12 protein-coding genes are annotated in these 11,458 nt (G+C 70.1%); 5 read left to right on the plus strand and 7 right to left on the minus strand.

Annotated elements, in window-relative coordinates:
* From MEICH_RS30220 to MEICH_RS0115390, 5 genes are all read right to left on the minus strand, one after another.
* The coding region (locus tag MEICH_RS30220) for an alcohol dehydrogenase catalytic domain-containing protein (protein WP_036219443.1) at window positions 1–443 on the minus strand (443 nt) is incomplete at its 3' end.
* 22 nt (window positions 444–465) lie between these two features.
* On the minus strand, window positions 466–1,482 hold the full coding sequence (locus MEICH_RS0115375) for a zinc-dependent alcohol dehydrogenase family protein (RefSeq protein WP_027893361.1): 1,017 nt from the start codon (window positions 1,480–1,482) through the stop codon (window positions 466–468).
* 13 nt (window positions 1,483–1,495) lie between these two features.
* Window positions 1,496–2,317, minus strand: coding sequence for a carbohydrate ABC transporter permease (locus MEICH_RS0115380; RefSeq protein ID WP_027893362.1), 822 nt, complete (start codon window positions 2,315–2,317; stop codon window positions 1,496–1,498).
* Entirely contained in the window at window positions 2,314–3,222 is a 909-nt protein-coding gene (locus MEICH_RS0115385) for a carbohydrate ABC transporter permease (RefSeq protein WP_027893363.1), read from the minus strand. Before MEICH_RS0115385 ends, MEICH_RS0115380 begins: the two co-directional genes overlap by 4 nt.
* A gap of 90 nt (window positions 3,223–3,312) precedes the next feature.
* A complete protein-coding gene (locus MEICH_RS0115390) occupies window positions 3,313–4,620 on the minus strand; it encodes an ABC transporter substrate-binding protein (RefSeq protein WP_027893364.1) in 1,308 nt (435 codons plus the stop codon).
* A 348-nt stretch (window positions 4,621–4,968) separates the two neighbouring features.
* Here MEICH_RS0115390 and MEICH_RS0115395 point away from each other — a divergent pair, with 348 nt between their 5' ends.
* A complete protein-coding gene (locus tag MEICH_RS0115395) occupies window positions 4,969–5,985 on the plus strand; it encodes a LacI family DNA-binding transcriptional regulator (protein ID WP_027893365.1) in 1,017 nt (338 codons plus the stop codon).
* A gap of 67 nt (window positions 5,986–6,052) precedes the next feature.
* On the plus strand, window positions 6,053–6,592 hold the full coding sequence (locus tag MEICH_RS0115400; protein WP_027893366.1) for a hypothetical protein: 540 nt from the start codon (window positions 6,053–6,055) through the stop codon (window positions 6,590–6,592).
* 291 nt (window positions 6,593–6,883) lie between these two features.
* Here the strand turns inward: MEICH_RS0115400 and MEICH_RS0115405 are convergent, their stop codons facing one another.
* Both MEICH_RS0115405 and MEICH_RS0115410 read right to left on the minus strand, forming a co-directional pair.
* Window positions 6,884–7,351 carry a DUF3592 domain-containing protein gene (locus MEICH_RS0115405; RefSeq protein ID WP_027893367.1) on the minus strand — a complete coding sequence of 156 codons (468 nt, stop codon included), beginning with the start codon at window positions 7,349–7,351 and terminating at the stop codon, window positions 6,884–6,886.
* A gap of 266 nt (window positions 7,352–7,617) precedes the next feature.
* Window positions 7,618–8,490, minus strand: coding sequence for a GNAT family N-acetyltransferase (locus MEICH_RS0115410; protein ID WP_027893368.1), 873 nt, complete (start codon window positions 8,488–8,490; stop codon window positions 7,618–7,620).
* Window positions 8,491–8,542: 52 nt separating this feature from the next.
* Between MEICH_RS0115410 and MEICH_RS0115415 the strand changes: the two genes are divergently transcribed.
* From MEICH_RS0115415 to MEICH_RS0115425, 3 genes are all read left to right on the plus strand, one after another.
* Window positions 8,543–9,106: an IS607 family transposase gene (locus MEICH_RS0115415; protein WP_027893369.1), complete on the plus strand. Its 564-nt coding sequence runs from the start codon at window positions 8,543–8,545 to the stop codon at window positions 9,104–9,106.
* The gene (tnpB, locus tag MEICH_RS0115420; RefSeq protein WP_027893370.1) at window positions 9,103–10,368 is read left to right on the plus strand and encodes an IS607 family element RNA-guided endonuclease TnpB; all 1,266 of its coding nucleotides are present in this window, start codon (window positions 9,103–9,105) and stop codon (window positions 10,366–10,368) included. The genes MEICH_RS0115415 and tnpB overlap by 4 nt, the downstream gene beginning before the upstream one ends.
* A 198-nt stretch (window positions 10,369–10,566) precedes the next feature.
* A complete protein-coding gene (locus MEICH_RS0115425; RefSeq protein WP_027893371.1) occupies window positions 10,567–11,373 on the plus strand; it encodes an IS5 family transposase in 807 nt (268 codons plus the stop codon).
* The last annotated feature ends 85 nt before the right edge of the window (window positions 11,374–11,458 follow it).

Consider the following 11,458-nt stretch of genomic DNA (forward strand, 5'->3'; position numbering starts at 1 on the left):
GCCACGGCCAGCGGCTCGACCATCGCGCCGAGCTCGGCGTCGAAGCCCTCGGGCAGGCGGTGCAGGTTCCGCACCGGGCTCACGAAGCGCTCGGCCATGGCCCCCGGGGCCTGGAACCCCATCACCCGCAGGCGCTCGCAGATGTTGTAGCGCCCGCTGCGGCACGCCTCGCACTCCCCGCAGGTGAGGGAGGGCTCGAGGGCCACGAGCGCCCCTTCCCACCCGCCCTCCACCCCGGGCCCCACCCCCACCACCCGCGCCGCGACCTCGTGGCCGGGGAACACCGGGTAGCTCACGAAGGGGTGCAGGCCCTCGTAGACGTGGAGGTCCGAGCCGCAGACCCCGATGGCCAGCGGCTCGAGCAGCACCTCCCCCGGGCGCGGCTCCGGCTCGGGGCCCTCGACCCAGGCGATCTGGTGGGGGCTGCTGATCTGAGTTCGCATCATCGCTCCTCCCCTCCCCCGCTCACTCGGGGACGATGAGCACCTTGAGCGCGTCGCCCATGCCGGGGTGCTCCTTGTACTCCAGGGCCTTGCCCAGCTCCTCGATGGGCAGGCGGTGGCTGATGAGGGGGCCGACCCGCACGCGGCCGCTCTCGAGCCAGTTCAGCGCCAGCGGGAGCGTGCCGTTGAGGGAGAAGCTGCCGACGACGCTCAGGTCGCGCTGGAACACGTCGTAGGGGCTCAGGCGGACGGTGGCCTCCTCGGGCGCGACGCCGAAGATCAGGACCTTGCCGCCCACCGCCGCGTAGCGCGGCATGGCCTCCACCACCCCGGCGACGCCGGTCGCCTCGGCGACGACGTCGAAGCCGTGGGGCTCGAGGTCGCGCAGGGCGTCGGCCATGCCCGCCCCGGCCGGCACGGCGTGGCTCGCCCCCAGCGCCTTCGCCAGGGCCAGCCGCTCGGGCACCGGGTCCACGACCGTCACCTCGGCCGCCCCCGAGATCAGCAAGGCCTGCATCAGCAGCAGGCCGATGGGGCCGGCGCCGAAGAGCAGGGCCTTGCTGCCGGGCTCGGGGCGCAGGCGCACGATCCCCCAGGCCACGCAGCCCAGCGGCTCGGCGAAGGCCGCCTCGGCGGCGCTGAGGCCGCGCACCGGGTAGGCGTTGGCGGCCGGGGCTACCACGTGCTGGGCGAAGCCCCCGGCCCGGGTCAGGCCCAGCGCCTCGAAGCGCAGGCAGTGCTGGCGCTGCCCCCGGCGGCAGGCCCAGCACTGCCCGCAGGGGACCACCGGGTCCAGCGCGACGAGCTGGCCCTCGCGGAGGTCGGCAACGCCCGGCCCGACCTCGTCGATCACCCCGGCGACCTCGTGGCCGGGGATCAGGGGCAGGCGGGCGTGGAAGTGCCCGTCGAACAGGTGCAGGTCGGTGCCGCACACCCCGGCGGCCCCCACCCGCACGCGCACCTGTCCGGGGCCGGGGGTCGGGGTGGGGACTTCTTGCACCTCGAGGGTCCGGGGTCGGGTGATCACGGCAGCTCGCATAAGTCTTAACTCCTTACTTGACGGCCCCGAAGGTCAGGCCCCGCACCAGTTGCCGCTGGGCCAGCCAGCCCATGACCATCACCGGCAGGACGGCGATCATCGAGGCCGCCGACATCTTGGCCCAGAAGAGCCCTTCGGCGGTCTTGAACGAGGCGACGTAGACCGAGAGCGGGGAGGCTTGGGCCGAGGTCAGGTTGAGGCTCCAGAAGGCTTCGTTCCAGGCCAGGATGACGCTGAGCAGGGCCGCCGAGGCGACGGCGGGGCCGGAAACGGGCAGCAGCACGCGGGTGAGCTCCTGGGAGGTGCCGGCCCCGTCGACCCGGGCCGCCTCCATGATCTCGTGGGGGATCTCGCGGAAGTAGGCGTACAGCGTCCAGACCACCACCGGCAGGTTCATCACCGCGTACATCAGCGCCAGGGCCCAGACGTTGTCGAGCCAGCGCAGGTCGCGGAAGATCAGGTACACCGGGATGATCACCCCCACGGGCGGCATCATCTTGGTGCTGATGATCCACAAGAGCGTGTCCTTGGTGCGCTTGGTGGGGTAGAAGGCCATGGAGTAGGCGGCGGGGATGGCCAGGGCCAGGGCCAGCGCGGTCGACCCCAGCGCCGAGACGACGGAGTTGAGGAAGTGCCGGGCGTAGTCGCTGCGGGCGAGGGCCTCGCGGACGCTCTCGAGGGTGGGCGTGAAGAGCAGCTTGGGCGGGATGGCGATGGCGTCCCCCTCGCTCTTGAGGCCGGTGAGGAAGAGCCAGAGGATGGGGAAGAACATGACGAGCGCGGCCAGGTAGGCCAGCAGCGTCAGCTCCCAGCGGGCGCGTCGGGCGCGGCTCACGTGCGGCCTCCTTGCAGGTTGCGCCCGATCGTGCGCAGCACGAACACCGCCACGACATTGGCCAGGACGACGGCGAACACCGCGCCCGCCGCCGCCACCCCGATGCGGTACTCGCCGAAGGCCTTGAGGTAGATGAGGTAGGGCAGGGTGGTGGTGGCCAGGCCCGGCCCGCCCGAGGTCGAGGCGTAGATCTCGGCGAAGACGGTGAGCAGGAAGATGGTCTCCAGCATCACCACCACGCCCAGGGTCTGGGCCAGGTGGGGCACGATGACGTAGCGGAACTCCTGCCAGGCGTTGGCCCCGTCGATCTTGGCGGCCTCGAGCTGCTCCTTTGACAGCGACTGCAGCCCGGTGAGGATGAGCAGCAGGGCGAAGGGGATCCACTGCCAGGAGACCATCAGCACGATCGAGGGCATGGGGTAGGCGGCCAGCCAGTCGACGGGCCGCTGCCCCAAGCCCTCGGCGACCCGGGCGAAGAGCCCGTACACCGGGTGCATCAGCATGTTCTTCCAGATCAGGGCGCTGACGACGGGCATCACGAAGAACGGCGAGATGACCAGGGTGCGGGCCAGAGCCCGCCCGGGGAAGTCCTGGTAGAACAGCACGGCCAGGAAAAGCCCGGCCACCACCGTGACGAGCAGCACCGAGCCCACCAGCACCAGCGTGTTCTGGACGGAGGTCCAGAAGATGGGGTCGGTGAGCAGGGAGCCGAAGTTGCCCAGGCCGACGAAGCCCTGCCGCTCGGGGTTGAGCAGGTTGAAGCGGCGGAAGGAGTGGTAGACGGTGAGGATGAAGGGGATCTGGGTCCAGACGATGAGCAGCAGCATCGCCGGGCCGAGCAGCCAGAGGGTGTTGGGCCGGGCCGACCGGGGCCGCGGCCGGGTAAGAGCGCTTGTGCGGGTCATATCATCGACCTCGGGGGGTGGCCGGGCGGGCGGAGCGGCCCGCCCGGCGCGGTGTGGCCTACTCGATCACCGGCTCGGCCCTCTGGCGCGTCACTTGAGGTATCCGGCTTCCTTCATCAGCTTCTCGACGGCGGCCTGGGCCTGGGCCAGCCCGGCGTCGAGGCTGGTCCGGCCCGTGACGATGCCGGCGATGAATTGCCCGACCTGGGTCCCGATGGCCTGGAATTCGGGGATGCCCACGAACTGCACGCCGGTGTAGGGCACGGGCTTGAGGGTGGGCTTGGCGGGGTCGGCGGTGTTGATGGACTCGAGCACCACCTTGGCGAAGGGCGCGGCCTTCTGGTAGTTGGGGTTGTTGTAGGTGGAGTAGCGGGTGCCGGGAGGCGCGGAGACCCAGCCCTGGGTGCGGCCGACGAGCTCGATGTACTCCTTGGACGTGGCCCAGGCGACGAAGGTCTTGGCCGCGTCGACCTTCTTGCTGGACTTGGGGATCGCCAGCGCCCAGCTCCACAGCCAGTGCGAGCCGTTGGGGGTCACGGCCACCGGGGACTTGGCGAAGCCGATCTTGTCGGCGACCTTGGAGGTCTTGGGGTTGGCCAGGTGGCCGGCGGCCACGGTGGCGTCGATCCACATGGCGCACTTGCCCTCCGACATCAGGGTCAGGTTCTCGGTGAAGCCGTTGCCCGTGACCCCGGGGGGGCCGTACTTGGTGACCAGCTCGACGTACTGCCCGATGGCCCGCTTCCACTCGGGGCTGGTGAGCTGGGGCCTCCAGTTCTCGTCGAACCAGCGGCCGCCGTGGGTGTTGACGAAGGTGCTGAGGAAGGCCATGTTCTCGCCCCAGCCGGGCAGGCCGCGCAGGCAGATGCCGTAGACGCCCGCGCCGGGGTTGTGCAACTGCTTGGCCCACTCGACGGCCTGGGCCCAGGTGGGCTGGGCCGGCACGGTGAGCTTCTTGGCCGCGAACAGGTCCTTGCGGTAGTACAGCATCGAGCTCTCGGCGTAGAAGGGCAGGGCGTAGAGCTTGCCCTGGTAGGAGAGCCCGGCGCGCACCGGCTTGAGGACGTCCTCGAGGTCGTACGAGGCCGGCAGCCCGCTCATCTCCACCAGCCAGCCGTTCTTCCCCCAGATAGGCGCTTCATAGGTGCCAATGGTCAGCACGTCGTAGGAGCCGGCGTTGGTGGCGATGTCGGTGGTGACCTTCTGCCGCAGCTCATTCTCCGGCAGCACCACCCAGTTGAGCCGGATCCCCGGGTTGGCCTTCTCGAACTCCGGGGTGAGCTTCTGCATGGTGATCATGTCGGGGTTGTTGACGGTGGCGATGGTGATGGTGGTCTGGGCCAGCGCCGCCGACGCCAGCACGCCCACACCGAAGATCCAGGACTTCCACGAACGCATATCTTCCCTCCTCCTGACTCCACTTCTGCCGATGGCCGGTTGCCGTTGCGGTTGCCGTCGGCCCGAAGGCCGGCGGCCGCCCGGGGTGGTGCGCGGGTTTCACTGATCCAGCTCCTCGTCCTCCTTTCGCCGCCGGGCCCGGCCGGCTCGAGGTAGGCCGGTCTCGGGGGCTTCGTGGCTCTCGACAGGGTTCATAGGGGTAATGGACACGTGACCATTGGCGCGGCAACAGGATAAAGCGATGCTCGTCACGGGGGCATGGGTTACGTCGGCTTGAATGGTCTCGTGTCCATAAGACTAGAGAAGGCCTCATTGTTTGTCAAGCCCCGTCCTTGATACAATGGTCACGTGCCCAGTATCCTCGACGTCGCCAAGCGGGCCGGGGTCGCCCCCACCACCGCCAAACGCGCCATCCACGAGCCGCACCTGCTGGCCCCGGAGACCCTGGCGCGGGTGCGCCGGGCCATCGAAGAGCTCGGGTACGAGCCCGACCAGGTCGCCGGCGGCCTCAGGAGGGGCCGCACCCAGACCCTGGGGCTGATGGTGGGCAACATCATCGAGCCCTTCTTCGCCAGCCTGGTGCGCACGGTCGCCCACGCCGCCCAGAGCCGGGGCTACGCCCTGATCGTCACCGACAACGAGTACGACTCGGCCCTCGAGCGGGCCAACCTGCGGGTGCTCTACGGGCAGCGGGTCAGCGGCCTGATCATCCGCTCGGGCTACGGCGCGCCCAACCTGGACTACCTCGAGCGGATGCGCGAGCGGGGGACCTACGTCCTGGAGATCGACTACTTCTACCCCGGCAGCCCCTTCAGCCACGTGATGCTCGACAACGAGGGCAGCGTGTTCGAGGGGGTGCGCTACCTCCACGCCCTCGGCCACCGGCGCATCGCCACCCTGGGGAGCTACGACCCGGTCTACCACCCCGAAGAGCGCAGCCGGGCCTTCCCCGAGGCCCTGCGGTCGGTGGGGCTTTCGCCGGTCGAGGAGTACCAGCGGGTGATCACGCTCATCGAGCCCGAGGCCTACAAGCTCACCCTCGAGCTCATGCGCCTGCCCGAGCCGCCCACCGCGATCTTCTCGCTCAACGGCACCGAGGCGGCGGGGGCCTTCCGGGCCCTGAAGGAGCTGGGGCTGCGCATCCCCGAGGACGTGTCGCTGCTGACCTTCGACAACTACTCCTGGACGGCCCTGGTGACCCCCCCGCTCGACGTCATCGAACAGCCGGTCGAGGAGATGGGCCGCGCGGCGGTGGAGATCGTGCTCGACGCGGTCGAGCACCAGACCCCCGACAAGGTGGTGCGCCTGCGCTTCCCCGGCCGCCTGATCCGGCGGGGGAGCTGCGCCCCGCCCCGCCGGCCCTGAACACGGGCGGCGACGCCCGAGCACGACGACTCAGACGCGACTCAGCGGCGGTGGCTACGCTCGAGCCGTGCACCCCCCGCACCGCCACCCCCCGCTCCTGGAGGCCGCCGGCCGCTGGCTCTACCTGCTCCCGCTGGTGTGGGTGGCCCCCGGGCTGGCCCTGGCGGGGGCCCTGGCGCCGGTGCTGCTGGAGGGCGGCGGCCCGCGGCTCGCCCCCTACGGGCCGCTGGCGCTCCCCGACGGCACCGCCCACGGGCCCGCGGTGCCGGCCCTGGCGGCCTCCATCCTGCTGGGCAACGCGCTGGCCGGGGTGGCCGTGCCCTGGCTGCTGGCCCGCCTAGCCCCCTTCGCCCCCCGGCTCTTCGTGCTGCTGTGGGCCCTGCGCGTGGGCTGGCTGGCCACCCCGGCCGGGCTGCCCGACGGCGGCTGGTACCTGACGTGGTGCGCGCTGCTGCTGGTGGGCGAGTTCGCGGCCTACGCCCAGATCGCCGACCTCGCCAGCCGCGGCGCCCCCGAGGGGCAGCTCGCCCGGCGCGCGGGGGCCGCGCTGGTGCTGCTGGCGCTGCTGGCGTTCTACGAGGCCTACGTGATCGCGAGGGTGCTGTGAGGGTTCGGCCCCCTTCCCCCGAGGATGGCTTGATGGGGGGCAGGGTGTTCGGTGCCGAGTATGTTAGGAACTCCGCCTCATACCCGATTCGGTTAGTTCGTCACCGAACGGCGGCGCCGCCCCGCCCTGGCGGGGCGGCCGGCCGAAGTTATCCGCGTAGCGGAGGGCGGTAGCGCCCCTCGGGAGGGATACGCTTGCTTCGCCGACCGTCAGGGAGGGGTGTGCTCTAGGATTCGAAAAGATAGCCTCCGGGGCTCTTCGGATCGGATGATTATCTTTTTGAATCCGGTATCACAGCCCCAGCCGCCGCCATACCCGCTGCCGCAGGGGCTCGAGGGGCCCCAGTCCGGCCCCCGTCGCCACCCGGAACTGCGCCCACTCGTAGAGCGTACAGAAGGCCAGGAACGCCAGACCCCAGCCCCAGTTGCCGGGCAGGTCGCGGCTGAGGGTCGAGCGCTCCGGGCGCTCGGGGTCGTAGTAGACGGTCACGCGGCCGCCTCCCAGCTCTTGCGACCGGTGGGAGGGGGTTTCGCTGAAGCGGCCCAGCCGGGTTCGCCCGCCCACGGTGTAGAGGTAGGTCAGCCGCGCGATGCAGTTGCGCCCGCAGTCCTCCCGCGCCACCACCTCGCCGACGGTGGAGTGCCAGTCGCGCCGGTCGAGGTGCTTCCAGGCCGAGTAGCCCATCAGCAGCCAGCACACGACCGCCCCAAAGGCCATGAGGTACCAGCGCAGCCGCGCTTTCTCAGCCTCGCTCAGCAAGGCCCCTCCCCTGCCCCCCGGCGCAGCAGCCTTGTCGGCGCCCACACAGCGCAACTTCCCATAACCTCTCCAGTTTAACCACGCCCAGGTGCCCTCCAGGTGACGGCTGGACTTGAATTCCGGCCCGAACAACGGACAGGTTCCCGCTCCGGGGCGGTTCGGGTTCTTCCCTCGAGAACGGAGAGCCGATGCGGGCGACACCGTCCCCCGCCCTGCTGAGCCCCTCGCCGACGCCGGGTGCGAACGCGGGCGGGGACTCGAGGAGTTCACGACCCCAGGTCGTGGCGCATCTCGAACTGGTTGAGCGGCAGCGGGGTGAAGCCGAGGCGGGCCAGGAACTGCGGGGCCAGGTCTTCCGGGACGACCTGCACCACCCGGCAGGCCTTGCCCCCGTGCAGGGCCGCCAGGGCCCGGACCATCCGCCGCCCCCAGCCCTTCCGGCGCCCGGGCGCGGGCACGAGCAGGCCCCACAAAAGGAAGCTCTCGCCGGGGGTGTCGTTCACGAGGGCGTAGGCCGCTTCCGCGGAGCCGGCCTCGCCCAGCCGGAAGGCCCGCGCCGGGGCCACCCAGCCGCACAAGGTCTCGGGGGCCAGCATCCAGGGCAGGTCCGGCTCGTACTCGCGGGCGGCGACCCGGGCGTAGTCCAGCGGGTCGATCTCCACCAGGCCGGCGGCCTCGCCCGGCTCGGCGGGCCGCTCGTAGCCCAGCAGGCGGCGGGTGACGCGGAACCCCACCCCCTGGTACAGGCGCACCGCGGCGGGGTTCTGCTCGAAGACCTCCAGCAGCATCCGCCGGTCCCCGCGCGCTCGGGCCTCCTCGAGCGCCTCCTCCAGCATCCGGCGGCCCACCCCCCGGCCCCGGAAGGGCTTGGCGACCCCCATCGCGGCCACGCGGCTGGTCCAGCCCCGCCGGGCGATGAGGATCACCCCGGCGGGCCGGTCGCCCTCGAGGTAGACCGAGCTGGCGTAGGGGTCGAGGTGCTCGGGCCGCATCCGCCGCTCGAGGCCCTCGGCGGTGAAGCGCGCCGGGATCAGGTAGTCCTCGAAGCCGGCGGTGAGGCAGTCGGCGAGCTGGGCGGGGGTGAACTCGGCGGCAGGGCGGCGGGTCAGGTCGGGGGGGTTGGGCATCGCAGGGTTCATAACTGCTGATTTATTTATAGAAAGTCAACCTAGAATATGGCATATTATGCCCATGAAGCTGTCGGAGTGGGCGCGGGCCAACGGCATCTCCTACAAAACCGCCTGGCTGTGGTGGAAGCATGGCAAGCTCCCCGTGCCCGCCCGCCAGACGCCGACGGGCACCATCCTGGTGGACGTGCCCGAGCGGAAGGAAGCCGGTGCGGTGCTGTATGCCAGGGTGTCCTCGGCAGACCAGAAAGCCGATCTCGACCGCCAGGTGGCGCGCCTCGCGGCGTTCGCGGCGGAGAGGGGGATCAAGGTGGCGAAGGTAGTCGCCGAGGTGGGCAGCGGGCTGAACGGCCACCGCAAGGGCCTGATCTCGGTGCTGCGCTCGCCCGAATACGGGAGCATCATCGTGGAGCACCGGGACAGGCTCGCGCGGTTCGGGTCGGAATATATCGAGGCCGCGCTCGCGGCCTGCGGAAGGCGCGTGCTGGTGGTGGAGCCGGACGAGGTGAAAGATGACCTGGCGCAGGACATGATCGATGTCCTGACGAGCTTTTGTGCCCGGCTCTACGGCCGTCGCTCTGCAAGGCAGAGGGCGGCAAGGGGGGTGAAGGCGGCGATGGAGCCATGATGGTGTATCAGGCCTACCGGTTTGCCCTCGATCCCTCCCCCCGCGCCGAGCGGGCGCTTGCCTCCCATGTGGGGGCGCGGCGCTTCGCCTTCAACTGGGGGCTGGCGCTGGTCAAGGAGCGCCTTGAAGCCCGCCGCAGGGGCGAGGAGGTGGAGGTGCCCTGGACGCTCCCCGCGCTGCGCCGGGAGTGGAACCGGCAGAAGGAGGCGGTCGCCCCCTGGTGGCAGGAGAACTCCAAGGAGGCCTACTCCTCGGGGCTGGAGGGCCTGGCCAAGGCCCTCGAGAACTGGTCCGACAGCCGCAAGGGTCGGCGCAAAGGCCGCCGGATGGGCTTCCCCCGCTTCCGCAAGAAGGGCCGGGGGCGGGAGTCGGTGGGCTTCACCACCGGGGCGATCCGGGTAGACGACAAGAGCCACGTCGTCCTGCCCAAAATCGGCCGGGTGCGGACGCACGAGCCGACGACGGCGCTGCTGGAGAGGATCGAGACGAAGAAGGCCCGGATCCTGCGGGCCACGGTGAGCCGGGAAGGCGGGCGGTGGTTCGTGGGCTTCACCTGCGAGGTGGAGCGGGAGCCGAAGGCCCCCAGACTCCCCGGTGCCGCGGTCGGGCTGGACGTCGGGCTGCGGCACCTGGCCGTCCTCTCCACGGGCGAGCAGGTGCCGAACCCGCGGCCGCTCAAGAAGGCACTCCGAAAACTCGCCCGGCTGAACCGGGAGCTGGCGCGGCGGAAGCCGGAAAGCAAAAACCGCGAGGAGACCCGGTGGAGGCTGGCCCGCGCCCACGCCCGCGTGGCGAACATCCGGCGGGACGCCCTGCACAAGCTCACCACCCGGCTGGCCTGCAGGTATGGAACCGTAGTGGTGGAAGAGCTCAACCTGGCCGGGATGCTGCGCAACCGCCGCCTCGCGCGGGCCGTGGCGGACGCCTCCCTCGCGGAGATCCGGCGCCAGCTCGCGTACAAGACGGTCTGGTACGGATCCCATCTGTTGAAGGCGGAAAGGTTCTACCCCAGCAGCAAGCGCTGCTCCCGCTGCGGGGCGGTGAAGGAGAAGCTGCCCCTGTGGGTGCGCACCTTCCGCTGCGATGCTTGCGGTCTGGTCCTGGATCGGGACCACAACGCGGCGCTGAACCTCGCGGCTTTGGTGGCCGCCGTCGCCGGGAGTGGACCGGAGACGCTAAACGCCCGTGGACGGGGTGTAAGACCTGCCGCAAGGCGGGCGGTCCCGGAGGAAGCGGGAAGCCGGCGGCGCGAAAGCACGTAAGACCGGCGCCTCCGCCCGGCAACGGGCGGATGTCGGGAATGGTTTTCCACGTTCTCGACAACGGTCTCCGTGGTCCGACGGAACGCTTCCCCAAGCCCCGGCGCGGTGACCCCGGAGGGGCCGGGCGAGTGTGCCCGCGGCCGGGCGGGGTGTGGAAAAGCTAGAGGGTGTTATGAACTTTAGGGCTAAGCTGGAGGGATGAGCCGAAAGCGGTATCCGAGCGACGTGAGCGACGAGGAGTGGCTGTTCGTGGCCCCCTACCTGACCCTGATGCGCGAGGACGCACCCCAAAGGGAATACGCCCTGCGGGACGTGTTCGACGGTTTGCGCTGGATAGTCCGTGCCGGAGCCGCGTGGAGGATGATGCCGGGGGATTTACCGCCCTGGGAAGTGGTTTATCAGCAAACCCAGCGCTGGCTGGCAGCGGGGGTGTTCGAGGCCATCGTGCAGGACCTGAGGGTGTTGTTGCGGTTGGCTGAAGGCAGGAGGGCTCAACCCTCCGCCGCCATCTTCGACAGCCGTACCCTGCAATCCAGCCCTGAAAGTGGTGGGCGAGCGGGATACGATGGCGCTAAACGTCGGAAGGGCAGTAAGGTGCACGTGGCCGTAGACACCCTAGGACACCTGTTGGCGTTACACGTCACCCCAGCCGACGAGCAAGACCGGGCTCAGATGACTGAGTTAGCCCAGGCCGTGCAGCAGGCCACCCAGCAAAACGTCGAGCTGGCTTACGTGGATGCGGGCTACACCGGCGAGCGAGCCCGACAGGATGCTCAGGCGCAAGGTATCCACCTGGAAGTGGTCAAACTGCCCCAGGTCAGGAAGGGCTTCGTATTGCTACCCAGAAGGTGGGTGGTAGAGCGTTCGTTCGGCTGGGTGGCGAGGTTCCGACGGCTCGCCAGGGATTACGAACGTCTGCCACAAACCTTGGCGGGCCTGCACTTCCTGGCTTTCGCCATCCTGCTCCTGTCCCGTTTCGTCAATCTCATGTCCCAATGTGCCTAACACCCTCTAGCTCGGTCTCCAGCCGCACGCCCCGCTCGCGCAGCTCGTGCTCGGTCAGCACCCGCACGCTCTCCACCACCTGCCG

This window comes from Calidithermus chliarophilus DSM 9957 (genome assembly GCF_000430045.1).
GTDB lineage: Bacteria > Deinococcota > Deinococci > Deinococcales > Thermaceae > Calidithermus > Calidithermus chliarophilus.

Excerpts from the sequence above, each read along its gene's own strand:
- MEICH_RS0115410 (WP_027893368.1), bottom strand. The coding sequence starts at position 8,490 with ATGAACCCTGCGATGCCCAACCCCCCCGACCTGACCCGCCGCCCTGCC.
- MEICH_RS0115385 (WP_027893363.1), bottom strand. The coding sequence starts at position 3,222 with ATGACCCGCACAAGCGCTCTTACCCGGCCGCGGCCCCGGTCGGCCCGG.
- MEICH_RS0115415 (WP_027893369.1), top strand. The coding sequence starts at position 8,543 with ATGAAGCTGTCGGAGTGGGCGCGGGCCAACGGCATCTCCTACAAAACC.
- MEICH_RS0115425 (WP_027893371.1), top strand. The coding sequence starts at position 10,567 with ATGAGCCGAAAGCGGTATCCGAGCGACGTGAGCGACGAGGAGTGGCTG.
- MEICH_RS0115375 (WP_027893361.1), bottom strand. The coding sequence starts at position 1,482 with ATGCGAGCTGCCGTGATCACCCGACCCCGGACCCTCGAGGTGCAAGAA.
- MEICH_RS0115390 (WP_027893364.1), bottom strand. The coding sequence starts at position 4,620 with ATGCGTTCGTGGAAGTCCTGGATCTTCGGTGTGGGCGTGCTGGCGTCG.
- tnpB (WP_027893370.1), top strand. The coding sequence starts at position 9,103 with ATGATGGTGTATCAGGCCTACCGGTTTGCCCTCGATCCCTCCCCCCGC.